Origin of the sequence: Arthrobacter sp. fls2-241-R2A-200 (genome assembly GCF_030209745.1) — a bacterium.
Taxonomy (GTDB): Bacteria; Actinomycetota; Actinomycetes; order Actinomycetales; family Micrococcaceae; genus Arthrobacter.
Window position 1 is genome coordinate 41,437 of record NZ_JARVRJ010000010.1, and the last position, 25,482, is coordinate 66,918.

Annotated in this window: 21 protein-coding genes and 2 pseudogenes; 16 read left to right on the forward strand and 7 right to left on the reverse strand. The window is 58.0% G+C overall.

Annotation, left to right across the window (positions count from 1 at the left end):
• Nucleotides 1-2: 2 nt before the first annotated feature.
• The 7 genes from QRN42_RS12560 (at nucleotide 3) to QRN42_RS12590 (ending at nucleotide 9,133) form a co-directional block, all read left to right on the forward strand.
• Entirely contained in the window at nucleotides 3-1,157 is a 1,155-nt protein-coding gene (locus QRN42_RS12560; protein WP_284979502.1) for a restriction endonuclease subunit S, read from the forward strand.
• Nucleotides 1,154-1,888, forward strand: a complete 735-nt coding sequence (locus QRN42_RS12565; protein WP_284979503.1) for a TIGR02391 family protein — start codon at nucleotides 1,154-1,156, stop codon at nucleotides 1,886-1,888. The genes QRN42_RS12560 and QRN42_RS12565 overlap by 4 nt, the downstream gene beginning before the upstream one ends.
• Nucleotides 1,885-4,983, forward strand: a complete 3,099-nt coding sequence (locus QRN42_RS12570; protein ID WP_284979504.1) for a type I restriction endonuclease subunit R — start codon at nucleotides 1,885-1,887, stop codon at nucleotides 4,981-4,983. The genes QRN42_RS12565 and QRN42_RS12570 overlap by 4 nt, the downstream gene beginning before the upstream one ends.
• Nucleotides 4,970-5,698: a M48 family metallopeptidase gene (locus QRN42_RS12575; protein ID WP_284979505.1), complete on the forward strand. Its 729-nt coding sequence runs from the start codon at nucleotides 4,970-4,972 to the stop codon at nucleotides 5,696-5,698. The genes QRN42_RS12570 and QRN42_RS12575 overlap by 14 nt, the downstream gene beginning before the upstream one ends.
• 25 nt (nucleotides 5,699-5,723) lie before the next feature.
• Nucleotides 5,724-6,953 (forward strand): hypothetical protein, encoded by a 1,230-nt coding sequence (locus QRN42_RS12580; RefSeq protein WP_284979506.1) that lies wholly within the window; start codon nucleotides 5,724-5,726, stop codon nucleotides 6,951-6,953.
• Nucleotide 6,954: 1 nt separating this feature from the next.
• Complete coding sequence (locus tag QRN42_RS12585; RefSeq protein WP_284979507.1) at nucleotides 6,955-8,727, forward strand: ATP-binding protein; 1,773 nt, start codon at nucleotides 6,955-6,957, stop codon at nucleotides 8,725-8,727.
• 115 nt (nucleotides 8,728-8,842) lie between these two features.
• Nucleotides 8,843-9,133 (forward strand): hypothetical protein, encoded by a 291-nt coding sequence (locus QRN42_RS12590; RefSeq protein ID WP_284979508.1) that lies wholly within the window; start codon nucleotides 8,843-8,845, stop codon nucleotides 9,131-9,133.
• On the opposite strand, the pseudogene QRN42_RS18020 reads toward QRN42_RS12590, so the two are convergent.
• From QRN42_RS18020 to QRN42_RS12600, 3 genes and pseudogenes are all read right to left on the reverse strand, one after another.
• A pseudogene (locus tag QRN42_RS18020) lies at nucleotides 9,130-9,243 on the reverse strand (hypothetical protein); the annotation flags it as partial. The gene QRN42_RS12590 and the pseudogene QRN42_RS18020 overlap by 4 nt on opposite strands.
• A 43-nt stretch (nucleotides 9,244-9,286) precedes the next feature.
• Nucleotides 9,287-10,448 (reverse strand): annotated as a pseudogene (locus QRN42_RS12595) (IS3 family transposase).
• A gap of 26 nt (nucleotides 10,449-10,474) precedes the next feature.
• Nucleotides 10,475-10,741 carry a helix-turn-helix domain-containing protein gene (locus QRN42_RS12600; RefSeq protein ID WP_284979509.1) on the reverse strand — a complete coding sequence of 89 codons (267 nt, stop codon included), beginning with the start codon at nucleotides 10,739-10,741 and terminating at the stop codon, nucleotides 10,475-10,477.
• A gap of 369 nt (nucleotides 10,742-11,110) precedes the next feature.
• Between QRN42_RS12600 and QRN42_RS12605 the strand changes: the two genes are divergently transcribed.
• Both QRN42_RS12605 and QRN42_RS12610 read left to right on the forward strand, forming a co-directional pair.
• Entirely contained in the window at nucleotides 11,111-12,814 is a 1,704-nt protein-coding gene (locus QRN42_RS12605) for an ATP-dependent nuclease (RefSeq protein ID WP_284979510.1), read from the forward strand.
• Nucleotides 12,815-12,878: 64 nt separating this feature from the next.
• Complete coding sequence (locus QRN42_RS12610) at nucleotides 12,879-13,343, forward strand: hypothetical protein (protein ID WP_284979511.1); 465 nt, start codon at nucleotides 12,879-12,881, stop codon at nucleotides 13,341-13,343.
• Here the strand turns inward: QRN42_RS12610 and QRN42_RS12615 are convergent.
• Both QRN42_RS12615 and QRN42_RS12620 read right to left on the reverse strand, forming a co-directional pair.
• On the reverse strand, nucleotides 13,340-13,723 hold the full coding sequence (locus QRN42_RS12615; RefSeq protein ID WP_284979512.1) for a LuxR C-terminal-related transcriptional regulator: 384 nt from the start codon (nucleotides 13,721-13,723) through the stop codon (nucleotides 13,340-13,342). The two genes, QRN42_RS12610 and QRN42_RS12615, sit on opposite strands and share 4 nt — an antisense overlap.
• A gap of 170 nt (nucleotides 13,724-13,893) precedes the next feature.
• The gene (locus tag QRN42_RS12620) at nucleotides 13,894-14,340 is read right to left on the reverse strand and encodes a MarR family winged helix-turn-helix transcriptional regulator (protein WP_284976149.1); all 447 of its coding nucleotides are present in this window, start codon (nucleotides 14,338-14,340) and stop codon (nucleotides 13,894-13,896) included.
• A gap of 170 nt (nucleotides 14,341-14,510) precedes the next feature.
• On the opposite strand from QRN42_RS12620, the gene QRN42_RS12625 reads away from it, so the two are divergent.
• The 6 genes from QRN42_RS12625 to QRN42_RS12650 all read left to right on the forward strand — a co-directional run bounded on the left by QRN42_RS12625 (nucleotide 14,511) and on the right by QRN42_RS12650 (nucleotide 18,929).
• Nucleotides 14,511-15,746, forward strand: coding sequence for an MFS transporter (locus QRN42_RS12625; RefSeq protein WP_284979513.1), 1,236 nt, complete (start codon nucleotides 14,511-14,513; stop codon nucleotides 15,744-15,746).
• A 116-nt stretch (nucleotides 15,747-15,862) separates the two neighbouring features.
• Nucleotides 15,863-16,249 carry a glycine cleavage system protein GcvH gene (gene gcvH, locus QRN42_RS12630; protein ID WP_284976147.1) on the forward strand — a complete coding sequence of 129 codons (387 nt, stop codon included), beginning with the start codon at nucleotides 15,863-15,865 and terminating at the stop codon, nucleotides 16,247-16,249.
• A 136-nt stretch (nucleotides 16,250-16,385) separates the two neighbouring features.
• Nucleotides 16,386-16,862: an FHA domain-containing protein gene (locus tag QRN42_RS12635; protein ID WP_284979514.1), complete on the forward strand. Its 477-nt coding sequence runs from the start codon at nucleotides 16,386-16,388 to the stop codon at nucleotides 16,860-16,862.
• A gap of 23 nt (nucleotides 16,863-16,885) precedes the next feature.
• On the forward strand, nucleotides 16,886-17,602 hold the full coding sequence (ftsR, locus tag QRN42_RS12640; protein WP_284979515.1) for a transcriptional regulator FtsR: 717 nt from the start codon (nucleotides 16,886-16,888) through the stop codon (nucleotides 17,600-17,602).
• On the forward strand, nucleotides 17,602-18,102 hold the full coding sequence (locus QRN42_RS12645; RefSeq protein WP_284976145.1) for a bifunctional nuclease family protein: 501 nt from the start codon (nucleotides 17,602-17,604) through the stop codon (nucleotides 18,100-18,102). The genes ftsR and QRN42_RS12645 overlap by 1 nt, the downstream gene beginning before the upstream one ends.
• Nucleotides 18,103-18,335: 233 nt before the next feature.
• Complete coding sequence (locus QRN42_RS12650) at nucleotides 18,336-18,929, forward strand: MerR family transcriptional regulator (RefSeq protein WP_284976144.1); 594 nt, start codon at nucleotides 18,336-18,338, stop codon at nucleotides 18,927-18,929.
• Nucleotides 18,930-19,014: 85 nt separating this feature from the next.
• Here QRN42_RS12650 and QRN42_RS12655 read toward each other — a convergent pair whose 3' ends face one another.
• Nucleotides 19,015-19,827, reverse strand: coding sequence for a ParA family protein (locus QRN42_RS12655; RefSeq protein ID WP_284979517.1), 813 nt, complete (start codon nucleotides 19,825-19,827; stop codon nucleotides 19,015-19,017).
• Nucleotides 19,828-20,126: 299 nt separating this feature from the next.
• Between QRN42_RS12655 and QRN42_RS12660 the strand changes: the two genes are divergently transcribed.
• Nucleotides 20,127-23,522 (forward strand): pyruvate carboxylase, encoded by a 3,396-nt coding sequence (locus QRN42_RS12660; protein WP_284979518.1) that lies wholly within the window; start codon nucleotides 20,127-20,129, stop codon nucleotides 23,520-23,522.
• A 77-nt stretch (nucleotides 23,523-23,599) separates the two neighbouring features.
• Here QRN42_RS12660 and QRN42_RS12665 read toward each other — a convergent pair whose 3' ends face one another.
• Entirely contained in the window at nucleotides 23,600-25,411 is a 1,812-nt protein-coding gene (locus QRN42_RS12665; RefSeq protein WP_284979519.1) for an AMP-dependent synthetase/ligase, read from the reverse strand.
• Between the last annotated feature and the right edge of the window lie 71 nt (nucleotides 25,412-25,482).

The following is a 25,482-nucleotide window of genomic DNA, read 5'->3' on the forward strand; positions in this document are numbered from 1 at the left end:
CCGTGAGCACAACCCAAACCCAATTCAAGAATTCCGAAGCTGGATTGATCCCTCAAGACTGGGAAGTCAAGCGAATTGGAGATTTTCTCAAATTTTTCAGTGGAAAAGCCCACGAGCAACATATCTCACCTGCGGGACGTTACGTCGTCGTGAACTCGAAGTTCATTTCCTCTGATGGAAGAGTTCGCAAGTACAGCACCAAAAACTTTCTATCGGCTCGTATAGGCGACGTGCTAATGGTCATGAGCGACTTGCCAAACGGTCGCGCCTTAGCCAAATGCTTCCTCGTAGACCATAATGATTTCTATGCGGTAAACCAGCGGGTGTGCATTCTCCGCACTCGTAACGACGATCCTCGATATCTGCGGTACGTTCTGAATCGTAACCCTTACTTCATGGCATTTGACGATGGCGTACAGCAGACTCACTTGTTGAACGATCCGATAAAGAACTGTCCGGTAGTTTTACCTAAGTTCAATGAACAACTTGCAATCGCCGATGTCTTGGAGGATTCGGATTCCCTAATCGCCGCGCTGGAACGGCTGATCGCCAAGAAGCAATGGATCAAGCAAGGCATGATGCAGCAGCTCCTCAGCGGCAAGACCCGCCTTCCTGGATTCAGTGCAAATTGGCGCACCATAGTTTTGGGGGATGTGTTGAAGGTAAGACATGGACGGAATCAACAGGGAGTCGAGCACGCCGCCGGGCAGTATCCAATCCTTGCCACGGGCGGACAGATCGGCCGAACGAACACACCACTTTACTCGAGGCCGTCCGTTCTAATTGGTCGCAAGGGGACGATTGATCGACCTCAGTATCGAGATGAGCCGTTCTGGACTGTCGACACATTGTTCTATACCGAAATTGCCGATTCCATGGTCCCGAAGTTCTTGTACTACCAGTTCCTCATGGTCGATTGGCGCTCAAAGAATGAGGCATCAGGAGTGCCAAGCCTGAACGCACGTGCCATCGAGAACGTTCAAGTCCGAGTGCCAGAGCGTGAGGAACAGCAAGCCATTACCGATGTACTTTCGGATGCTGATGCAGAAATACAGTCCTTACGGAGGCGCCTGACGAAGGCAAAATCACTGAAGCACGGCATGATGCAGGAGCTTCTGACCGGCCGGACGCGCCTGCCAACAGAGGCCGCAGCATGAACATAGATTGGGCGCTGAAGGAGCTCGACAAATTCATAGAGCAAACTGCGATGCGGTATCCAGATCCTGTTCCCGGCTTTGTGGATATGACCGGGCGAAAGATTACTGCCGCTTCGGACGAGGAAATCACGAAGCAAGCTCATGTCGTTGAGCAGATACTCGATCGTGTTATCCCCGGCTGGCGCGATCTTGCAGCGAGTAAGGCTAACAAGTGGGTCCGCCACCGGACAGCCACACTTCGTGCTCGCGAGGCGCTCGTCCGTGACCAAGAAATTCGGGAAAACCTCGGTGAGAATGCCCCTGAGCTGTCGGCGGCCAAACTTCATCCATGGGTATGGACTGGAGCTAAGTCTCTCTGGCATTCCGGACACTACCGAGAAGCAGTTGAAGGTGCGATCCGCAAACTCAACGCCGAGGCACAAAACAAAGTTGGTCGACGCGACATCAGTGAGACGGATCTCTTCAAGCAGGCATTCAGCAGGGACGCTGCAGCACCGGGAAAGGCTCGGCTTCGTCGAATGACTGACGACGGCAGCAAAACATTTGAATCCGTACAGCGTGGTGCGATGAACTTTGCGGAAGGTGTCTTCGCTGGGATCAGGAACCCGTTGAGTCATGAAGCCGATCAGGAATTATCAGAACAAGAATCACTCGAATACCTAGCAGCACTCAGCGTCCTGGCGCGGTGGGTGGACGAGGCCGAAGTTGAAAGTAAGGAGGTGTCAGCATGAGCACAGTCGGACAAATTGAACGAAAAACACAAAACCGCGTAGTGGAGCTGTTCCAGGAACAACTCGGCTATGAGTACGGTGGCAACTGGGAGTACCGCGAGGGCAATTCCCATGTTGAGGCTGCCCTACTTGAGCAGAATCTTCGAGCCCGTGGTTACAACGACAACCTGATCAATAAGGCGATAGACCAGCTCAAGAAAGATGCGTCGCTCGGTGGCGGCCGCAAGCTTTACGAGGCCAACCGCGATGTCTACAACCTGCTGCGATACGGGGTGAAAGTCAGGCCTGGCATCGGCGAGAACACCGAGACGGTCTGGCTGATCGACTGGCGGAACCCGGAGGCCAATCACTTCGTAGTAGCCGAGGAAGTCTCGATCAAGGGCGAGCATAACAAGCGCCCCGACATCGTGCTCTACGTCAACGGCCTGGCGCTGGGTGTCATTGAACTCAAGAGATCGAAAGTCGGTGTGTCCGAGGGTATCCGCCAGAACATCGGCAATCAGCGCCAAGACTTCATTCAGCCTTTCTTCACAACTGTGCAAATGGTTTTTGCCGGTAACGACATCGAGGGTCTGCGCTACGGAGTCATCGGAACGTCCGAAAAGTACTGGCTGTCATGGAAGGAACCATCTGAGACCGAGAATCCTCTGGATCGCGCACTGGTCCAGATGTGCGCCAAGGACCGCTTCCTGGAGCTGATCCATGACTTCATGGTCTTTGATTCCGGAACCAAGAAGACCTGCCGCCACAATCAGTACTTCGGTATCAAAGCGGCCCAGGAACGCATCGCCAAGCGCGAGGGTGGCATTATCTGGCACACGCAGGGATCGGGTAAGTCCCTGACTATGGTGTGGCTGGCTAAGTGGATCCGCGAACACCAGACCCACGGTTCAGAACAAGCCCGCGTCCTGATCATCACTGACCGCACGGAGTTGGATGATCAGATCAAGAAGGTCTTCAACGGGGTCAACGAGGACATATACCGCACCAGCTCTGGTGCTGATCTGATTGGCGCACTGAATAAGCACGAGCCGTGGCTGATTGGGTCCTTGGTGCACAAGTTTCGCGCTGGCGACGATGACCAGAGCCGAGATGAAGCCAGCGGTGACTTCATCGCCGAGTTGAACGCCAAGATTCCGGCCGGCTTCTCTGCTAAGGGAAACCTGTTCGTTTTCGTGGACGAAGCGCACCGTACGCAGTCGGGCAAGATGCATAAGGCAATGAAGCATCTGCTACCGGGCGCGATGTTTATCGGTTTCACCGGTACACCGCTGCTCAAGAAGGACAAGGCGACCAGTATGGAAACCTTTGGCACCTTCATCCACACTTACAAATTCGATGAAGCCGTCGATGATGGAGTTGTGCTTGATCTGCGCTATGAAGCACGCAGTATCGACCAAGAGCTCGTCTCCCACGCCAGGATCGATCAGTGGTTTGATACCAAGACGAAGAACATGACCGACTTGTCCAAGGCGGAGCTCAAGAAGCGCTGGGGCACAATGCAAAAGGTCGTGAGCTCGGAACCGCGGGCCAAGCAAATCGTCATGGACATCATGTTCGACATGGGGACCAAGCCCCGCCTGATGGATGGCACGGGCAACGCCATGCTGGTCGGCTCCAGCATCTACCAGGCCTGCAAGTTCTACGAGATGTTCAACCAGACCGATCTCAAGGGCAAGGTCGCCATCGTCACCAGCTACCAGCCGCAGCCTGGGGATATTTCTAAGGAAGATACCGGACACGGCGCCACCGAGAAGTTGCGCCAGTACGACATCTACCGGCAGATGCTGGCCGACTACTTCAATGAACCAGCCGACCACGCCGTGATGAAGGTCGAACAGTTCGAGAAGGAAGTCAAGGAACGGTTCATCAAGGAGCCGGGCCAGATGCGTCTGTTGATCGTGGTAGACAAGCTGCTCACCGGCTTCGACGCACCTTCTGCTACCTATCTCTATATCGACAAGAAGATGCGCGACCACGGACTCTTCCAGGCCATCTGCCGAGTTAACCGCCTCGACGGTGACGATAAGGACTACGGCTACATAGTCGATTACCAAGACCTCTTCAACTCCCTCGAGGATGCAATCACTGACTACACCCAGGGTGCTTTCGAGAACTACGACGACGATGACGTCAAAGGCATAATGAAGGACCGCCACAAACAAGGACGGCAGGATCTTGACGAGGCCATGGAGCGCGTCCGCGCCCTCTGCGAGGCTGTGCTGCCGCCAAAGGATCCGCAGCAGTATCAGCACTACTTTGTAGCTATGGAGGCCGGGAACACTGCGCAAATCAAGGCAAACGAAGCTAAGCGCGTCGAGCTGTATAAGTCAGTCGCGGCTCTGACGCGGGCTTACGCGGCGATCGCCACTGATATGGACAAGGCTGGTTACGACGACACTCAGACGGCTTCTCTCGCTGCCGAAGTCAAGCATTACGTCGACGTGGTTGCTGAAGTCAAGGTTGGTGCAGGCGAGAACGAGGATTTCAAACAGTACGAAGCCGACATGCGCTTCCTCCTCGACACCTATATTCGAGCAGATGCCTCCCAAGTTGTCGCTGACTTCCAGGATGTCGGATTGGTGCAACTGATCGTGAAGGAGGGGGCTGTCGCCCTCGACAAGCTCCCTGCAGGTCTCAAGAATGACCCGGAAGCCATGGCTGAGGTCATCGTCAACAATATCCGCCGGGTGATCGTCGACGAGCAAGCGATGAACCCTAAGTACTACGAAACGATGTCTTCCCTGCTCGACGCTATTATCGAGAAGCGTCGCCAAGGAGCCATCGAGTACCAGGAATACCTTCACCAGTTGATCGCACATGCCAAGGCTGTTGGAGCCGAAGGAACAGGCAACAACTACCCGGCATGGGCCGTGGATGGTGCGCAGCGGGCGCTCGTTGATTTCGCCTTCCCTGATCCAAGCTTGGAAGTCCACGTTGATGCCGCTATCCGCGGCGGCAAGCCCCACGACTGGGTCGGAAACGGCATGAAGGAGAAGGTCGTGAAGCGAGCGATCCAGCGCGTCCTGCCTGACGCCTTCGACCGCTTCGATGAATTGTTTGACCTCGTAAAGGCACGCCATGAGTACCGCTAACGCCTACTTACGAGTCGCCGGCATCGACGTGGATGTGGTCTACAAGCACATCAAGAACATGCATATAGCCGTCTACCCGCCTCTGGGCCGGGTGCGCGTGGCCGCACCCGAACGACTCGACGATGATGCTATCCGATTGGCTATCGTCCAACGCCTACCGTGGATCAAGCGTCAACGGGAGCAACTGCGCAACGCCGTGCGGCAGTCTGAGCGAGAGATGATAGTCGGCGAATCTCACTTCGTCTGGGGTCGGCGTTACCGGCTCCAACTGATCCTTGCGCCCGGGCGGATTCGCTTCGAGACCTCGGGCAGCAAACTCGTCATGCATGCGCCGGAAGACAGCACGGCCGAAGCTAGGCGAGATGCACTGGATAAGTGGTATCGGCATGCATTGAAATCGGAACTCCCGGCTCTACTGGCGAAATGGGAACCAGTCATCGGGCGTAAAGCCGCCAAGTGGTCGGTTCGCCGTATGAAGACCAAGTGGGGATCGTGTAACCGCGAGTCTGCTCATGTCTGGTTCAATGCGGAGCTGGCCAAGAAACACCCCAATTGTTTGGAATACATCGTCGTGCACGAGATGACCCATCTGCTTGAACGCAACCACAATGAGCGTTTCACAGAGCTGATGGACGGATTCCTTCCTGACTGGCGAGCACGCCGCGATGACTTGAATCAAGCACCCCTGCGTGATGAAACGTGGAGTCTCAAATGAGAAGGATCATGGAGAGTAAGACCGCGTGACTACAACTTCGACAGCTGGTAAAGATCGGTCGGCTCATGCGTCCATTCGAGGGTACTGCTACCAATTCGATCGCACGATCCTGGAAGTCCTTGGAGCTGATTCGGATACCGAGGTTCTCGTCGAGGGTCTTGAAGACGTTGACCTACTAGGTCCAAGCGGCACCACCGCCGTTCAGGTGAAGTATTGGGCCTCGAAAAAGTACAGTACTCCGCGGTCCATCCATGAACCCGTCGAATTGATGCTCGATGCATACTCGCAAGGAAAAAATCACGACTTCATTTTGCACGTCCATTTTGGTCAGGAAAGCTATCCACCAGAGACACTGACACTCGATGAGCTTCGTGCATGCCTGACTCGACGAACTACCAAGGGCGGAGTACAGATTCATCGAGACTACGAAAAGTACTCAGAAGAAACACTGATTGGCTTCACCACACGGCTTATCATCCGATCCGGCGACGACTTCGAATCACAGAACAGGTCAACGAAGAAGCAGCTCGCACGGCATCTTTCTGCCAGCGAACAAGATGTAGATGATCTGCACTATGCAGTTGCGCTAACTCACGTTCAGTCCTTGGCGATGAATCCTGATATAAGCAAGCGAAAAATCAACCGCACAAATTTTCTCGATCGGATCAACACCCGCCAGGCTCTCTATACTCGGTGGCACGTCGAAACTGTCGGAGCAGACCGCTATGCAACCGGACTTGCACGGCGACTCAAACAACTGAAGGTACTTACTCCGACTAAAAACAAAGCCGTGGTCATCTCCATCGCTCAGGATGAGGTCGAAGCGCAGGCCCTCGCTTGTAGACTCGCCGTCTCCGAGTACGGCCCTGGAAAAATGTACACGGCTACTCCATGGACGCTCGTAGTTGACGGCACCGACGATCAAATTCGTCGGATCAAACTTGCAGTGCTCAAAAATGGCGTCGGGATCAACGACGGATACGAAACTATTAGTTTCCAGACATCAGCATTTGGCGCACCGCCCATCATAAATCGGCGCCGTGGCGGAGACATAATCAAGCTAGCCTCCTACACAATACGGATCATCTCCATGACCAGCTTTCGAGAATTCATCAAAGAAGGTAATGAGTTTGGCGTCGTATTCGCACTTCAGGGACTCGATGATGAGCTATGCCGGGATGGAAGCTCAGATCCGCCGGTTTTCTATCAAGGCTTGAGCGTAGAACACATTCACAAAATAATTGGGGGAAAATAAATTGAGCGACAATGACATTACAGATATTGCAAAAGTTATAGCAGTTGGGCCCGACGTTATCGAAGTGGAAGTTAGCTCAACCGAGGAATATCAGACCAGAGACGTGCAACTCGAAATCGGCAGCTACGTGCAGATTTCTGACGACAATGACTCTTGCCTGATTGCAATCGTTCAAAGCTTCAGAGTCAAAGACGCATTGAGTCGCCAAGATGATGACGAACTTCCCACCGTGAAGTTTGTTCTGTCGTTACAGCCCGTGGGACGCCTTGAAGATGGAGTATTTAAGCGAGGTGGAAAACAGATAACAATCCCTCCTCGACGCGTTGAAATAGCATCCAAGAGTCTATTGGAAGAAATCTACTCCGCAGTTGAACCGGAAAAACGGTTCAGCTTCGGCCAGCTTGTCCAAGATGAGAACATATCCGTACATCTTGACGGAGACAAGTTCTTTGGCAAGCATATTGGAGTGGTTGGATCAACTGGATCCGGTAAGTCGTCCACGGTCGCCGCAATCCTCCAGGAAGGGATTCGCCCCTCCACAGGACAGACAGAGGCAGGCAAGCTGAACAACTCACATGTGATCATTTTCGATTTGCATGGGGAGTATCGGAGCGCGTTTCCGGATGCCCGGGCCATTGGCGTGGATGAATTAAAACTTCCCTACTGGATGATGAATTCAGAAGAGCTAGAGGAGATGTTCATAGAGAGCAACGAACAGAACTCTCACAACCAGGTTTCGCAATTTCGCAATGCGGTAATTGAAAACAAGAAGAAGTATGCCGGAGCATCCGGCTCAAAGATCTCTTATGACTCTCCAATATATTTCAGCCTGGAAGAAGTGATTAATTATCTTACCCATCTCAATACGGAAGTGATAAGTAAGGCGCCCGGCGATGGAAATCTTCCGAAGTTTAGGGACGACGGGGCGCTTGTCGTTGATCGATCATTGCATTATTTTGAAATGCCAAGGGCCTTTGTCGAGCAGAGCACTTCAGCAGCTGCGAAGGCTTCGAACGGGCCGTTCAACGGAGAGTTCAACCGCTTCCTTATGAGGCTCGAGGGTCGACGAAATGATCGACGACTTGATTTTCTACTCGCCCCACGGAATCCCACCGGCGAAGAATATAAAACGGATGACTTGAGTGAGTTGCTCTCGCAGTTCATGGGTTACGGGAAAACCAAGAGCAATGTAACGATCTTGGACCTGAGTGGTATCCCGTTTGAGGTCCTAAGCGTTGTTGTATCACTCATTACACGCCTGATATTCACCTTCAACTTTCACTTCAAGAAACACCGGACCAAGGGTGCGCAGGAGCTACCGTACCTGCTGGTCTATGAGGAGGCCCACAACTACATCCCTCAGAGCGAGGGCGCGAAGTACGGCACGGTCAAGCGAGCGATCGAGCGCATCGCCAAAGAGGGACGAAAATATGGCATCTCACTGATGATAGTCAGCCAAAGACCATCTGAGATCTCGGAGACCGTCTTCTCGCAGTGCAACAATTTTGTGGCCATGCGCCTGACCAACCCCGCAGACCAGCGATACGTTAAGAGGCTGCTGCCCGACAACCTTGGCGCCATCACGGATGCACTGCCGTCCTTGGAGCGCCAGGAGGCAATCATCATAGGCGACTCGGTGACAGTCCCATCCATCGTCAAAGTAAATAGCATCGTCAACCTGCCGGATTCTCACGACATCAACTTCCGCACAGAGTGGAAGCATGACTGGCTCGACGTTGAGATTCCTGACGTGATCGAAAACTGGCAGGGTTAGACCCTGAAGTATCCATCCCAGAAGCCCACGCAGATCTACTTCCTCCGAAGCAGAAATATCCTTGCAGTGTCTGGAGTCGATGCCATGTTCGGTGAGCAGGCGCAGAAAGGTTGACTTGGCGATACTGTATTCGCGAACCAGCGAAGTGCTCATCTCGCCTGGCAAACTCTTCCACATACTCTTCGATGAGCCCGGATACCATACCGCCACTGCCGCCCTGCCGAAAGTGGCCTTGCCAACCAAAGGTAGGCGCGGGGGAGCGGTGCACTACATCACCGTGCAAGCTATTGTCTGGCCTCAGCCGGACCTGCAGAAGCTGGTGTCTGCCGCTAAAGCCTTGGTACGAGAACAGGTGCGGCAGATGGAAGCGTCGCCCGGGAAAAAGGATAGCGATGGTCTTTCCTAAGCTGCCCTGTTAATAAGGAAGGTCCGGACGGTGCCGTAACTGCAGCCAACCTTGGCTGCAATGCGGCGCATGCCCATACCCTGCTGACGAAGGTGGAGGACTTCTCGTTCGGGACTGCTGAAGGTTTAGTTGACAGCTGGGGTTGATATTTTCTTACGTGGCTGAGGCCGCGTTTTTTATTGTCTCAAACTCGATGGGTGTCAGCCGTCCGAGGGCGCGTTGACGGCGTTTGCGGTGGTAGCTGCGCTCGATCCACGTCGTGATGGCCAGCCGGAGCTCCGCCCGAGTGTCCCATCGTTCCGGTTCAGGACGTTCTTTTGAAGCAGGGAGAAGAACGATTCCATCGCTGCATTGTCACCGCATGCCCCTACCCGGCCCATCGATCCGTGCAGGCCGTAGGTGTTCAGGGCCAGGACGAACTTTCTGGATCTGAACTGGGACCCGCGATCGCTATGGACCACCGTGCCCGCCGGTTTCCTAAGGGCCACGGCGTGGTCCAGGGCGGCAACGGCCAGGGACGCTTTCATCCGCCCGTCCATCGAGTACCCGACGATCCGGTTCGAATGCAGGTCCTTGATCGCGCACAGGTACAGCTTTCCCTCCCCGGTGTGGTGCTCGGTGATGTCCGTGAGCCATTTCCGGTTCGGTGCCGTGGCGCTGAAATCCCGTTCGATGAGGTCATCGTGGACCGGCGGGCCGGCCTTGAGCCCTGACCGGCGCCGGCGGTGGATAACCGAGAGGATGCCGTTCTGGGAGCACAGCCGCCAGATCCGGCGTTCGCTGGCGGCCGGGCCGGGACCGGCGTTGATCTCATCGGCGATGAACCGGTATCCGAAGGCAGGATCGTCGCGGTGGTGGTTGATGGCGGCGTTGATCAAGTGGGCTTCTTCCCAGTCCCGGGCGGGGACGGGGTTGGCGGCCCACTGGTAGTAGGCCTGTCTGGAGAAATTCAGTACCCGGCAGGACACTGCCACTGGAACCCTGATCGGGGCGTCCCTGGCAGCCAACTCGCGGACCAGCGGGTACATCATTTTTTTGGATTGATGTCCCGGGACAGGTAGGCCACGGCACGGCGCATGACTTCGGCTTCCTGTTCCAGGAGCCGGATGCGTTTGTTGGCCTCCCGCAGCTTCGCGGCGTCATCGGACACGGCACCGGCCATAACACCGTCTTCTCTGTCGGCGATCTTCATCCAGCGGTGCAGGGCAGCGGGTGAGACACCGAAATCCTTGGCGATCTGCGTGATGGGCGCTTCGCCCTTACGGGCAACCGCAACGACATCGCGGCGGAACTCTTCGGGAAAGGCTTTGGGCATGATGAACATCCTTCCACCCGCAAGGATCAAATCCTCACAGGCAAAGTGTCAATCAAACCTTCAGCAGTCCCTTCTTTGGCTGGGGTCAGGCCATACTTTCTTGGTTCGACGTTGTGGTCGGCCAGGAGGCGGAGGAAGGTGGACTTGGCTATGCCCTGCTCTTTGGCGAGCTGAAGCGAGGATTCGCCGGCTTTGTAGCGGGCCACGAGAGCGGCTAGTTCGTCCGGCTTGAAGCGGTCGGCCAAGCGATAGCGCTGGCGAGCGGACATCGGCCTGGCCTGCGTGGTATCCACGACTACTCGAGAAATCGCGACCTCAAGGGCCTCTTGTTGGGCCAATTTGTGGCAACTATGCTTCGAGTAACCTGCTAGCACCTCGACCAATTTTGAGAATCATTCTCAAAAAGAATTGATGAATAACAGGGGCCGCCGAGCATGTTTCGGCGACTTTTTGTTTGGCTGCGGTACGGTTTTAGGCCATCCAAACCTGCTGCCGTCAAGCTTCACCACCCCTGTTAACTGTTTTGAGTCCTGTCAGGTGTCGAGCTGCGGTACGGTTTTTCGTTGCACCGCGCACTACATGGTCACCCCTGTTAGATGTACCGCAGGTGTTGATACGAATACAACATAGAACGGTACGGGGATGCGATAAAATAACTACATATGAAAGAGCTTCGGGATGTTTCCCTTAAAATTAAGAATTATAAGTCCTTCGGGGAGACGCCCCAGGGGTTTGATCAGATACTCCCGATTAACCTCATTATAGGTAAGAACAATGCTGGCAAGTCTGCGCTTTTAGATGCCATTGGCTTCGCCGTAGTAAAGCAAAATGGCATCATGCCAAACCTACACAACAATGGCAACGTTCCGGAGATTCATATATCTCGACCCATGGAAGAAGCTACTATACGTCAGGTTTTTCCCGAAAACACCTCTGGAGGCCCGATCCCCGGAAATCACTTTGAGTTTGGGAGTAGATGGATCGGAGCCCGAGTCACAACCAGCGAGACCTTCATAGCTGAAAGCATGTCCTTAGTGCAGATGGACCCTGCCTTTCCCGACGGATTGAGCGAGTATGGCTCGCAGCTTGCCTCCCGCGCATCACGGCCATTCGCCAATTACAAGGTACGGCGCCTAGCGGCGGATCGCGATATTAAGCCAGAAGGCGAAAGTGGCGCCGCTAATCTTCAGCCGGACGGCACAGGTGCGACCAATACGATCCGGTTCTGTCTCCACGACGCCGATGCTAATGCTGGCCATCTCGTAAAAAGAGGCTTGCTAGATGCGCTCAACTTCGTATTCGACGGTGAGACAGTATTTACGGACATCAATGTCAAGGTACGTGGCGGCATGTGGGAGGTCTATCTTACTGAGCAGTCGAAGCATGATGACATTCCCCTCTCAAACTCTGGAAGCGGCCTAAAGACAATCATCCTCGTCCTTCTGCAGCTCTTAGTTATTCCGGTTGCCGGGGAGAGGGCTCCGGATGCGAGCTACCTATTCCTTCTCGAAGAGGTCGAGAATAATCTGCATCCTGGACTGCTGCGAAATCTCCTGCGTTTCATCCGTGAGTATTCAGAAGAGAAAGACGCTCACTTCTTTATCACTACTCACTCCAGTGTGACAATCGACCTTTTTGACAAGGATGAGCACTCGCAGATATTACATGTCCGTCATGACAACACATCATCGAGCGCGGCAAGTATTCAGTCATTCAACGATAAGCGAGGCATCCTCGACGATCTCGATGTGCGTTCAAGTGATATTCTCCAATCCAATGCCATCATCTGGGTCGAAGGGCCGTCTGATCGCACGTATATCAATCACTGGATTGCTCTCTATTCGGAAGGTGAGCTCCGAGAGGGCGAACACTACCAATGCGTGTTCTACGGTGGACGCCTACTTGCTCGAATTACTGCCGATCCGGAGAAGACGGATAACGTTAATATCCTCAAAGTGAATCATCACGCCATCCTGGTGATGGACAGCGACATCACGGTTCCCGACGGAAGAATTAATGAAACAAAGCAACGGATGCAGACAGAAGTTGAATCCGTTAGCGGTCTAGTCTGGGTCACCCATGGCAAGGAAATTGAAAACTACCTGCCGAAGGAAGTCTTCGAGACATACTTTGGGGTAACTACCGATAAGCGATTTACCGCAAGATCTAAGATTCAACATTACCTGAACTCGCTGAAAAAGGGCGCAGGTGATGCTTTCGTACGAAATAAGGTTCTATACGCGGAAGAATTCATTCAACACTTCGACCGCGAGAAGCTTGAAGCAAACGCTGAGCTGTACGGCATGATTGGTGACGTCTGCGTAAAACTGAAGGCGTGGAATGGCGCACAACCTCCGCGAGTTTGATCAGGTGAACTCCAACCCTTGACTGCCAGCTCGCCCGCTATGCGGGCGAGGAAGCGAGGCAATCATGCCACGAGTCACCCAACGTGACCAATACCAACGACACCAGATCTTGCGAGATATCTGGACCAACGAACGGCGCAATATGGCGTTCGGAGTCCTGAAGTCATACGAGCAGCAGAAGATTCACGCGTTCTACCAACCGGACGAGGCTCTGAGCTTCAAGGAATTTGTCGCCCACCTGCGCCAAAGCAAGACGGAGCACCCAGGCCTCGCGCAGGTTGCCGGCAAGCTCTGCCGCATCCTCTTCGACGAGGGCGCGTACCATGCTGCCACTACAGCCCTGCCGAAAGTGGCCTTGCCAACCAGAGGTAGACACGGGGGAGTGGCGCACTACATTTCTGTGCAAGCGATTGTCCGGTCTCAGCCGGACCTGCAGAAGCTGGTGGCCGCCGCAAGAGCGCTAGTGCGCGAACAGATGCGGCAGATGGAAGCGTCGCCCGAGAAAAAGGATAGCGATGAACATTCCTAAGCTGCCCTGTTAATAAGGAAGGTCCGGACGGTGCCGTAGCTGCAGCCGACTTTGGCAGCAATGCGGCGCATGCCCATGCCTTGCTGTCGCAGATGCAGGACTTCGCGCTCTTTGGCTGGGGTCAGGCCGAACTTTCTTGGCTCGACGCCGTGGTTTGCCAAGAGTCGAAGGAACGTGGACTTGGTCATGCCCTTCTCTTTGGCGAGTTGGAGCGAGGATTCACCGGCTTGGTAGCGAGCGACGAGGTGATTGAGTTCGTCGGGCGTGAAGCGATCGGTCAGGCGGTAGCGCTGAGTGGGACGAGTTGCCTGCTGCGGGCGCGGTCTTGCACGGCCATCTATCCGCTTCAGTTCTGCTGCAATGGTCGTGAGCTGGTCCATTTTGTGGTAACGCTGCTTTGAGTAACATGTCAGGACCTCGACCAATAAGGCCGGAATCATGCGGAGACGCTGGTTCCGGCCTTTGGTCGTTAAGGGTCAGGGCCAATGCCCGCGTTCGTGACACCCGCCCACCTGGGGGCGAGCGTCACTGAACGATCGCGGCGATCCCGCTACGCGTGTTGCAGGCTATCGAGAGCCTTGACGAGGGGCTCAAGTTCCGGCACGGACCCGGCGGCGTCCAGCGCTGCAGCCAGGGTGTCGTCGTGTACCGGCTTGGCAGCCTCGAGCAACTGCTGCCCTGGGGCGGTGAGTTCGGTGTATATCCCGCGGCGGTCATCTGCGCACAGGATGCGGGTGAGTAAACCGCGGTCCTCCAAGCGGTTGACCAGTCGGGTGGTTGCACTGCTTGACAGCGCGGTGGCGCGGGCCAGTTGCTGCATCCGCATGTGCCACCCATCCTGGCGGCTCAATGCGTCCAGCACGGTGTACTCAACAACGGACAGTTCGCTGGAAGCCTGGAGGGCTTTTTCCAAGGCAGTTTCGATGCTTCCGTGCAGGGCTGCGAGTGTTCGCCACCCCTGTGCCCGGATTTCTACGGCGTCGTCCTTGATGCCCATGGTGTGCTCTGCTCCTAGCTCGATTGGGGACTGCAGCAGAGCTTCGAAAGTAGTTGCTTGCGCAAGTATCTAGCGTGTGCAACTATGTATAAAGCGTCTGCAACTACTAGTCTACGGTTCCCGGAAGCGCACTTCCACTCGTCAAGGAACCACCAACCAAGGAGCTTCACATGCCCGCAGGGTTGATCGCCCTTGCCCTCGGCGGATTCGGCATCGGTCTGACTGAATTCGTCATCATGGGCCTCTTGCCGGAGATTGCCGCCGACTTCCACGTCAGCGAAGCCTCGGCAGGTTGGTTCATTTCCGGCTACGCCCTTAGTGTCACCGTCGGTGCGTTGCTCGTCACGGCCGCCGTGACCAGGCTGCCCCGCAAGCCGGTCCTCGTAGGGTTGCTCGTACTTTTCATTATCGGCAACTTCCTTTCGGCCATTGCCGACGGGTATGGGGCAATGATGCTGGGACGTATCGTTGCCGCGTTGTGCCATGGAGCCTTCTTCGGTATCGGTTCGGTGGTGGCAGCAGGCCTCGTCCCGGCGAACAAGAAGGCTGGAGCCATTGCCATCATGTTCACCGGCCTCACAGCAGCAAACGTCCTGGGCGTTCCCTTCGGAACGTTGCTGGGCCAAAGCTTCGGCTGGCGTTCCACGTTCTGGGCGATCACCGCGATCGGCGTCCTTGCGCTGCTCGGCATTGCCCTCTGGGTTCCCAAGGCGTCAACAGGACCGGCTCAGAGCCTCCGAAGCGAGCTGGGCGCCTTCACCTCAGGGCAGGTATGGCTTTCCCTCGTGGTGACCATCCTTGGCTTCGGCGGGATGTTCGGCGCCTTCACGTACATAGCCTTCACGCTGACCGAAGTTTCCGGATTCCCAGCCAGCGCCGTTCCGTGGCTTCTGGTGCTGTTCGGCGGCGGGTTGTTCGTGGGCAACTTCCTCGGTGGCAAGGCGGCCGACAAAGCCTTGGACCTGTCCCTTATCCTCATCCTCGCCGGCCTGATGGTGGTCTTGGCCTTCTTTGCCCTTACTGCCTTCAGCAGCGTCGCAACAGTTTTCTCGCTGGCCCTCATGGGCGGATTCGGTTTCGCCACGGTTCCCGGCTTGCAGATGCGGGTGATGCACTTCGCCTCAATGGCGCCAACATTGGCTTCGGGGGCGAATATCGGTGCCTTCAACTTGGGCAATGCGCTGGGCGCCTGGCTCGGCGGGGTCACTATTTCCGCGGGCCTGGGGTACACCTCGCCGGTTTGGGCAGGAGTCGGCATGACGGCCGCAGCACTGGTGGTGATGATGCTGGCGGCCGCCGCAGCCAAGCGCCACGGGTCGGGAGCCCCTGTGGCCGCGTCCGACGTCGACAATCACCCCGTGGAGGCCGCCACGGTTGGAAGCCGCCAGCCCCATCGGCACGTGTAAGTGCCGGGTCTCTCCGGCACTACTGCCAGCGCCGGACTACTGTGCCTATACTTTCAGCGGTGGCCGGAAGCAGGGCCGCCGTCGAGGTTCGACAACGTCCCGATGAAAGGCCACCCGTGAGCAATATTCCAGCAGAACTTTCCTATACCGCTGAACACGAATGGATTTCCGCTCCAAATGCCGACGGCGTTGTGCGGATTGGTATTACCGACTTTGCCCAGGATGCGTTGGGCGATGTTGTCTATGCCCAAATGCCGGAGCCGGGGACTAAAATCACGGGCAACGAAGTGGTCGGGGAGGTTGAATCCACCAAAAGCGTTAGTGATATCTATGCTCCGGTTACGGGCGAGGTCACAGAGCGCAATGACGCCCTGGACTCTGATCCCGCACTCATTAACTCGGACCCGTACGGAGAAGGTTGGCTTATTGAAATAAAGCTGGCGGAGGCTGACGCAATGGAGTCGCTGCTCAGTGCATCGGAGTACGAACAACAGGTAGGCTAAAGTTATCTGGCCCGCCAGGCTGTTTTCCCATATCAGGAAAGGGTGCGGCGGGCCAGCAACCGATTTGCCCGGCGGTACCGGGAGGTGGACGTGGCCGGCGGGGTTTGGAACTGCCGGCAGATGAGGAGGAAATCCCATGGTTGGCGATGAACAGGATCAAGCCAATGTCGGAAACGGCGCGGAGGAACAGCCGACGTCGGAGACCACCTCCATCAGCATCACCCCAACTTGGGACGAGCCAAGCATCACCCCGAGGCTCGGTGCCGAAGAGCGGGCGTCCGTGGATGCGCTCCCGCCGAACTCTGCGTTGCTCATCGCGCACAGCGGACCGAACGCGGGAGCACGGTTCTTGCTGGATGCGGACACCACCACGGCCGGCCGTCACCCCGATGCCGATATCTTCCTCGATGACGTCACGGTGTCGCGCAAGCATGTGCAGTTCAACCGGTCGGGAACCGGCTTCGAGCTGGTGGACATGGGGAGCCTCAACGGCACCTACGTGAACCATGACCGGGTGGACCGCGTGCAGCTGAAAAGCGGTAACGAAGTCCAGATCGGCAAGTTCCGCCTCACTTACTACCTGAGCCCTGCTCGCGCAGCAGGCCAAGTCTGACCCCGGGGATTCTTCCTGTGGCTATGGCCCAGCCGGACCGTCGCGGACCACAAGTCCTCAACATCGGGGAGGTCCTCGCACAACTCAGCGAGGACTTCCCTGGGATGACTGCGTCCAAGATCCGCTTTCTTGAGGAAAAGGGACTCATCAATCCCAAGCGGACTCCTGCCGGGTACCGGCAGTACGCGGACAGCGACGTCGAACGGCTGCGGTTTGTCCTCGGGCTGCAACGGGACCAGTATCTCCCGTTGAAAGTGATCAAGGACTACCTCGATGCCATTGACCGTGGCGAGCGTCCTGAAAACCTGCCCCCCGGGGTCACTGTATCCCCTAGGGTGGTTTCCGCGGAGATGGCCGCCGAGATCCAAGGCCGTGCGCGTGCGTTGACGGAAGAACAGCTCCGTGCCGAGTCGGGAGCGAGTGTTCCACTGTTGGAATCTTTGCTCAGTTTCGGACTCATCAGCCACGTGGGCGGCAAGTTCGATGAGCATGCACTCCAGGTGGCCCGGGCATGCGTGCAACTGGAAGGTCACGGCCTTGAGCCACGGCATTTGCGTCCCTTCCAAGCGGCAGCCGAGCGGGAGTTCGGGCTCGTTGAACGGGCTGTTGCACCGTTGGCATCCCGCCGGGACGCGGCATCCCAAGCGCGCGCAGCGGAGGCTGCGCGTGAAATCAGCGAGCTCTGCCTGACCTTGCATCGAGCGCTTGTTCATGACCGGATCGCGCGGATGGACAGCTGATGATCGAAGTTGAAATTGTAGGCGTTCGAATCGAACTGCCGTCCAATCAGCCGTTGGTCCTGCTCAGGGAGATTAAAGGCGAGCGTCACGTTCCCATCTGGATTGGAACCCCCGAGGCCAGCGCCATCGCTTTGGCCCAACAAGGAGTGGTCCCACCCCGGCCGATGACCCATGACCTGTTGGTGGATGTGATTGAGTCGCTCGGGCACTCCATCATCAGCGTCAATATCGTCGCGGTGGAAGACAACATTTTTTACGGCCAGTTGCAGTTCGACGACGGCACCGTGGTGAGTTCACGGGCCTCGGATGCCTTGGCCCTGGCTTTGCGGGCGAAATGCCGAATCTGGTGCGCCGATGCTGTCATGGAAGAGGCCGGCGTCCGCATCACTGAACATGACGAAGGCGAAGATTCGGAGCCGGATCCCGTGGATGAAGAGCGGGAAATGCGCCGTTTCAGGGAGTTTTTGGACGATGTAGAGCCCGAAGATTTCGAAGGCTGAAGCACTTAAGCTTGAAGTTGAGGGTGAAACTTTCGACACGACTGGAATTTGCTGTCAACGTCTTTGACCTCGCCGCTTTGCGGGCCTAACGTCAGAGGTATCGAGTTCCCGTTGCATACCCTGCCTGCGCAAGTCACACTGAGAGTGCGGACTTGCGGGAATGACGCTGCTGCGTTCGGCGTTTTGACCAGGGTAGGCACCGTCCCCAAGGGAACTGAGAACAAGGAGGTCACGTGAGTCCGAAAGGCGAAGCAGGCGAGCTGAAGCATGCCTCGACCGGCATTGCTGCGCCCGCATCCGGCGCCCAAGGTCTACTCTTCACGGAGGACCTTCCGGTACTGGACGAGGACGCGGGATACCGCGGCCCTACCGCCTGTAAAGCGGCAGGAATCACCTACCGGCAACTGGACTATTGGGCCCGCACTGGCCTGGTGGAGCCGGCGGTTCGCGGCGCGGCCGGTTCCGGCTCGCAGCGACTCTACGGCTTCCGCGACATCTTGGTACTCAAAGTGGTCAAGCGTCTTTTGGATACCGGAGTTTCCCTGCAACAGATCCGCACCGCCGTCGAACACCTCCGCGAGCGTGGAGTTGAAGACCTGGCGCAAATCACGCTGATGAGCGATGGCGCAAGTGTCTACGAATGTACCTCTGCTGACGAGGTGATCGATCTCGTTCAAGGCGGTCAAGGCGTCTTCGGCATAGCCGTGGGCCGGGTATGGAGGGAAGTCGAGGGGAGCCTGGCCGCACTGCCAAGCGAACATGCAGCGGAGCAGTCCTTTCCCGACGACGAACTGACCAAGCGTCGCGCAGCGCGCCGCATCAGCTAGGGCCCGCGCCATAAAGTTGTGAAAAAAGCCTCTTCCCATCAGGGAGGAGGCTTTTCACGTCAGGCCATGCTTATCCGGAGATTCCTTAGCGTTGCCGACGGTCCCGGAGAGCCGGCTGATGGGCCAAGAGTTTCTGGAGCAGGGCGTCGAACAGCTTGGCTGAGTTCTTGGCTGAGTCTCCGGGCCAGTGATGCACTGAATGGGCTGCGCCCTGGATTTGTTGCCAGTTGGCTTGCTCCGGAATGTGCGGTGAAAGCAGGAGTTCGCCGAACATGGACTCCATCTCGGCGAGCCGATAGGCGTGCTCAGCTGATCCGGATCGGACCCGGTTCGCAATGATTCCGGCAGGGGCCAGATTGGGCGCAAACTCCTGCCGAAACAGTTGGATGGCCCGCATGGTCCGTTCCGTACCGGCAACGGAGAACAGGCCGGGCTCCGCGACGAGGACAACCCTGTCGCTGGCACTCCACGCCATACGGGTCAACCCGTTCAGGGAAGGAGGGCAATCTATGAGGACCAACTCGTAATTGGTGGTGGTGCCCCCCAAGACCGTGGTGAGCCGCCGAAGGTCCCGGCGGCCAAGGTCGGGGCGATCGTAGATCCCGGTGAACGCAGAACCGATAGCGACATCCAAAGTGCCGTTGCTGGACCCGTTGGACACCCAGCTGCTGCCGGCCACGTTTTCCTGGATCCGGGCCTTCCTGGGGTTCTTGAGCATCCTGCCGATGTCCAGTTGGGACTCAGGCTGCACGCCGAGCGCCGTGGTGGCGTCGGCATGCGGATCGAGGTCCACAACGAGAGTAGGAATGCCTGCCGCGAGGGCGGCCGACGCCAGACCGGTAGTCACGGACGTCTTGCCCACTCCACCTTTGAGGCTGCTGATGCTCACTACTTGCACTTGAAAACCCAAAACCTTACGCCGATTGCCGTATCGCGCTGATTCGGCTCCGGGAGCACCGGAGCCGGGGCTTGCCGAAGCCCCCTCAACATCATATGGTGCCGGGCCTGGGTTTCCCGCTTTCTACGCGCCAGCCGCGGGGCCTCGGCAGCAATAGCATGGTGTTGGATCGCGCGTACGCATATACAGCCCAGATGACGTTTCCATTGTGATGGTTGCCACAAAGATTTGTGTTTGATGCTGGCGGCACTACACACTGTGACCACCGACCGATCCACCCGCAATGATGCAGGAGAAGTATGTTTTCGAAAATTCTGGTGGCCAATCGCGGCGAGATCGCGATCAGGGCGTTTCGCGCTGGTTATGAACTGGGCGCCAAGACAGTAGCTGTCTTTCCGCATGAGGATCGCAACTCGATCCACCGGCAGAAGGCTGACGAAGCTTATTTGATCGGCGAGGCGGGCCACCCCGTCCGCGCCTACCTGGACGTAGAGGAGGTTGTCCGCGTCGCCAAGGAAGCCGGCGCGGACGCCATTTACCCCGGCTATGGATTCCTCTCCGAAAACCCTGACTTGGCACGCGCAGCGAAAGCAGCAGGAATCACGTTTGTGGGCCCGCCCGCAGAGGTGCTGGAGCTCGCGGGCAATAAAGTCGCAGCCCTTGAGGCAGCCCGTAAGGCCGGCGTCCCCGTCCTGAAGTCGAGCCAACCCTCCAAGGACATCGACGAACTGATTGCCGCTGCAGACGAGATTGGCTTTCCTATCTTCGCCAAGGCCGTTGCCGGTGGTGGTGGTCGTGGCATGCGCCGTGTCGAGACACGCGAAGCCCTCCCCGAGGCACTGCAGTCCGCGATGCGGGAAGCCGATGCCGCTTTCGGTGACCCCACGATGTTCCTTGAACAGGCAGTACTGCGCCCGCGCCACATTGAGGTCCAGATCCTGGCTGATGCCGAGGGCAACGTCATGCACCTCTTCGAGCGCGACTGTTCGCTCCAGCGGCGCCACCAGAAAGTCATCGAGATTGCTCCTGCGCCGAACTTGGATGAGAACATCCGGCAGGCGCTATACCGCGATGCCGTCGCTTTCGCCAAGGCCTTGAACTACGTGAACGCGGGAACGGTAGAGTTCCTCGTGGACACCGAGGGAGAACGAGCCGGCCAGCACGTCTTCATTGAGATGAATCCGCGCATCCAGGTGGAGCACACCGTCACGGAAGAGATCACCGACGTCGACCTCGTCCAGGCGCAGATGCGGATCGCCTCGGGCGAGACGCTGGCGGACCTCGGACTGAGCCAGGAATCGGTCGCCATCAAGGGCGCGGCCCTTCAGTGCCGTATCACCACCGAGGATCCTGCGAACGGATTCCGCCCTGACGTTGGAAAGATCACGGGTTACCGTTCCGCCGGTGGTGCCGGTGTCAGGCTCGACGGCGGTACGGTCTACTCGGGCGCCGAGATCAGCCCGCACTTTGACTCCATGCTGGTGAAGCTCACCTGCCGCGGCCGTGATTACCCTGCTGCTGTAGCCCGCGCGCGCCGTGGTTTGGCTGAGTTCCGTATCCGTGGCGTGTCCACCAACATCCCGTTCCTCCAGGCTGTCCTGGCCGATCCGGACTTCAACGCCGGCAACGTGGCAACGGACTTCATCGACAAGCGCCCCGAGCTGCTGACGTCCCACATCTCTGCTGACCGCGGCACCAAGCTGCTCACGTGGCTTGCAGACGTTACCGTCAACAAACCGAACGGCGAGCTCAAGGTCCACTCCGACCCGGCAAGCAAGCTTCCCGTCATCGAAGGTCCTGTCCCGACGTCGGGTTCCCGCCAGAAGCTGCGGGAGCTCGGTCCCGAAGGTTTCGCGAAGGCGCTGCGCGAGCAGCAGGCCGTCGCAGTCACGGACACGACGTTCCGCGACGCCCATCAGTCGCTGCTGGCTACCCGGGTCCGCACCCGCGACCTCGTGGCTGCCGGTCCGGCCGTCACGGCGCTCTTGCCGGAGTTGCTCTCGGTGGAAGCCTGGGGCGGTGCGACGTACGATGTGGCGCTGCGGTTCCTCGGCGAAGATCCGTGGGATCGTTTGGCCGCGCTGCGCCAGGCCCTGCCGAATACCTGTATCCAAATGCTCCTGCGAGGACGCAACACCGTTGGTTACACTCCGTACCCGGAAGAGGTGACCGAGGCTTTCGTCAATGAAGCAGCGGCAACGGGTATCGACATCTTCCGTATCTTCGATGCGTTGAACGACGTCAACCAGATGGCGCCTGCGATCCGCGCGGTTCGTGCAACCGGTACCGCCGTGGCCGAAGTCGCTTTGTGCTACACCGGCAACCTCCTGGACCCCAACGAGGACCTCTACACGCTCGATTACTACCTGGACCTCGCCCAGAAGATCGTCGACGCCGGAGCGCACATCCTCGCCATCAAGGACATGGCGGGCCTCTTGCGTCCTGCGGCCGCCGCAAAGCTGGTGTCGGCCCTGCGTGAGCGCTTCGACCTGCCTGTTCACCTGCACACCCACGACACCGCCGGCGGCCAACTCGCCACCTTGCTGGCTGCCGTAGACGCAGGAGTCGACGCCGTCGACGTCGCCGCAGCATCGCTGGCCGGCACCACCAGCCAGCCAGCAGCGTCCGCGCTTGTCGCCGCCTTGGCCAACACGCCTCGGGACACTGGCCTCAGCCTGACAAATGTGGGTGCCTTGGAGCCCTACTGGGAAGCTGTTCGCCGAGTGTACGCACCGTTCGAATCCGGCCTGCCGGGCCCCACAGGGCGCGTCTACCAGCACGAAATCCCCGGCGGCCAGCTATCCAACCTTCGCCAGCAGGCAATCGCCTTGGGGCTGGGGGAGCAGTTTGAGGCCATCGAGGACATGTACACCGCTGCGGACCGCATCCTCGGCCGCTTGGTCAAGGTGACGCCGTCCTCCAAGGTGGTGGGCGACCTCGCATTGCACCTCGTAGGGCTCAATGCCGATCCGGCCGACTTCAACGAGAACCCGCAGAACTACGACATCCCGGACTCCGTCATCGGCTTCCTCTCGGGCGAGCTCGGTGATCCTCCCGGAGGCTGGCCGGAGCCGTTCCGCACCAAGGCCCTGCAGGGCCGCAGCGTGAAGGTGCGCGACGTCGAGATCAGTGCAGAGGATAGTGCGGCGCTCAAGGGTGACTCCAAGACACGTCAGCACACGTTGAACCGCCTGCTCTTTGCTGGCCCTACCAAGGACTACCTGAAGAGCGTCGACACTTACGGAAACATCTCGGTGCTCGACACCCGTGACTACCTTTACGGCTTGCAGCGCGGGTCCGAGCATGTGATCGAACTGGAGAAGGGCGTGCGCCTTATCGCCCAGCTCGAAGCCGTTTCCGAACCGGACGAGAAGGGCATGCGCACGGTCATGTGCACGCTCAACGGACAGTCACGCCCGGTGGTGGTCCGTGACCGCTCGGTTGTCAGCAATGTCAAAGCCGCGGAGAAGGCGGATTCTGCGCAGCCGGGCCAGATCGCCGCACCATTCGCTGGTGCCGTCACGGTGGTCGTCAAGGCCGGCGACGAGGTCAAAGCCGGAGACACAGTTGCAACCATTGAGGCCATGAAGATGGAGGCGTCCATCACGACGCCGGTGGCCGGCACTGTCTCACGTTTGGCGATCTCATCGGTTGAGCAAGTCCAGGGTGGGGATTTGCTGCTGGTGGTCGGCTAGCGGTCCCTGAGGGCCAGATGTAATAGGAGGACCCCGTCCGGATGTTTCCGGACGGGGTCCTCCTTGGTTAGCGGGAGCTAGGACGCGCGGGGCGCTGTATACATTTCCTCGATGACGGCGTCGAAGTCTTTCATCACTTGGGCTCTCTTGACCTTCAGCGACGGAGTGAGGTGCCCGGAAGCTTCCGTGAAGTCTGCCGGGACGATGCGGAACGACTTGATGGACTCCGCCTGGGACACCGTTTGGTTCGCTTTGTTGATGAGATCCTGGACCGCTGCCTTTACTGCCGGGTGGTCGGAGGCCTCTTTGAGGGTGGTCTTGGGAGGCAGTCCGTGGCGTTCCAGCCAACCGGGGAGGGCTTCGTCGTCCAAGGTCACGAGGGCGCCAATGAATGGACGGTTATCGCCCACCACCAGGACTTGGGACACAAGTGCGTCCGCGCGGATCTGGTCTTCAAGCAGGGCCGGAACCACGTTCTTTCCGCCGGCAGTGACAATGATTTCCTTTTTCCTGCCGGTGATCTTGAGGAAGCCGTTGGAGTCGAGTTCCCCGATATCACCCGTGCGGAACCAGCCGTCCACGAAGGTATCGGCGGTGAGGTCTTCGCGCTTATAGTAGCCGCGCATCACGCAGACACCCTTGGCGAGGATTTCGCCGTCGTCCGCTATCTTGACTGAGTTACCGGGCAGCGGAGCGCCCACGGTGCCGATCCTGATCATCGACGGCGTGTTCACGGAAATCGGTGCCGTGGTCTCGGTCAGTCCGTACCCTTCAAGGATCTGCAGGCCGATTCCTTGGAAGAAGTGCCCCAGGCGTTCGCCCAGGGGGCCGCCGCCGGAAACGGCGTGCGAGACATGGCCGCCCATGGCAGCACGCAGCTTGCCGTAGACGAGCTTGTCGAACACGGCGTGCTTGACCTTCAGTCCGATGCCCAGCGTTCCCGATTGCCGGGCCTTGGAGTACGCGATGGCCGTCTCGGCAGCCCGGTGGAAGATGGCCCCCTTGCCGCCATCTTCCGCCTTGGTCAGCGCCGAGTTGTACACCTTCTCGAACACGCGGGGCACGGCAAGGATGAAGCTCGGCTGGAAGCTTTGGAGGTCACCGAGCAGGTTCTTGATGTCTGGTGTGTGGGCAACCTTGACGCCCCCTGCAACCGCCAGCACGGAGATGAAGCGGGCAAAGACGTGGGCCAGCGGCAGGAACATGATGGTGGTTGCTGATTCGTTAATGATCTCCGCCAGCGACGCGCGGGCGTTCTCGGACAGTTCCACGAAATTGCCGTGGGTCAGCTCGCAACCCTTAGGGCGACCCGTGGTGCCTGAGGTGTAGATAATGGTTGCCACATCCGTGAGACCGGCCAGCGTCCGGCGGCCCTCGAGCTCTTCATCCGAGACATTTGCTCCTGCTGCGCGCAGGGCGTCCAAGCCCGCACCTTCGAGCTGCCAGACGTTGGCTACGGAGCCGAGGTCCTCGGTTTGCACGGCCTGGCGGATGACGGACTCGTGGTGGGCCTGCTCACCGAAGGCCGCTACCGCTCCGGAGTCGCCCAGGTTCCATGCAACCTGGGACGGGGAGGAAGTCTCGTAGATGGGGACCGAGACCGCGCCGGCGCACCAGATGGCGAAATCCACGAGGGACCATTCATAGCGTGTGCGGGACATGATGGCTACGCGATCGCCCGGGCCTACCCCGCTGGCTATGAGCCCCTTGGCCAAGGCATTGACATCGGCGAGGAAATCCCTGGCGCTAATGTCCTGCCAGACGCCGCTGCTGTCCCGCTTTGCAAACAAGGGTGGGTTGGACGCCTTGGCGGCTTCGCGGATCAGGAGGTCCGTGATGTTGGTTTCGGGGGCGACGTTTACGAGGGGAGGAACACTGAATTCGCGCAAGGTAGCTCCTTTGATATCCACGGGCCGCGAGGGGCTGGTTCCACTCTAGTATGCTCACTCGCGGGGGTGCG

Excerpts from the sequence above, each read along its gene's own strand:
- QRN42_RS12565 (WP_284979503.1), top strand. The coding sequence starts at position 1,154 with ATGAACATAGATTGGGCGCTGAAGGAGCTCGACAAATTCATAGAGCAA.
- QRN42_RS12570 (WP_284979504.1), top strand. The coding sequence starts at position 1,885 with ATGAGCACAGTCGGACAAATTGAACGAAAAACACAAAACCGCGTAGTG.
- QRN42_RS12575 (WP_284979505.1), top strand. The coding sequence starts at position 4,970 with ATGAGTACCGCTAACGCCTACTTACGAGTCGCCGGCATCGACGTGGAT.
- QRN42_RS12605 (WP_284979510.1), top strand. The coding sequence starts at position 11,111 with ATGAAAGAGCTTCGGGATGTTTCCCTTAAAATTAAGAATTATAAGTCC.
- QRN42_RS12610 (WP_284979511.1), top strand. The coding sequence starts at position 12,879 with ATGCCACGAGTCACCCAACGTGACCAATACCAACGACACCAGATCTTG.
- QRN42_RS12615 (WP_284979512.1), bottom strand. The coding sequence starts at position 13,723 with ATGGACCAGCTCACGACCATTGCAGCAGAACTGAAGCGGATAGATGGC.
- QRN42_RS12620 (WP_284976149.1), bottom strand. The coding sequence starts at position 14,340 with ATGGGCATCAAGGACGACGCCGTAGAAATCCGGGCACAGGGGTGGCGA.
- QRN42_RS12625 (WP_284979513.1), top strand. The coding sequence starts at position 14,511 with ATGCCCGCAGGGTTGATCGCCCTTGCCCTCGGCGGATTCGGCATCGGT.
- QRN42_RS12635 (WP_284979514.1), top strand. The coding sequence starts at position 16,386 with ATGGTTGGCGATGAACAGGATCAAGCCAATGTCGGAAACGGCGCGGAG.
- ftsR (WP_284979515.1), top strand. The coding sequence starts at position 16,886 with ATGGCCCAGCCGGACCGTCGCGGACCACAAGTCCTCAACATCGGGGAG.
- QRN42_RS12645 (WP_284976145.1), top strand. The coding sequence starts at position 17,602 with ATGATCGAAGTTGAAATTGTAGGCGTTCGAATCGAACTGCCGTCCAAT.
- QRN42_RS12660 (WP_284979518.1), top strand. The coding sequence starts at position 20,127 with ATGTTTTCGAAAATTCTGGTGGCCAATCGCGGCGAGATCGCGATCAGG.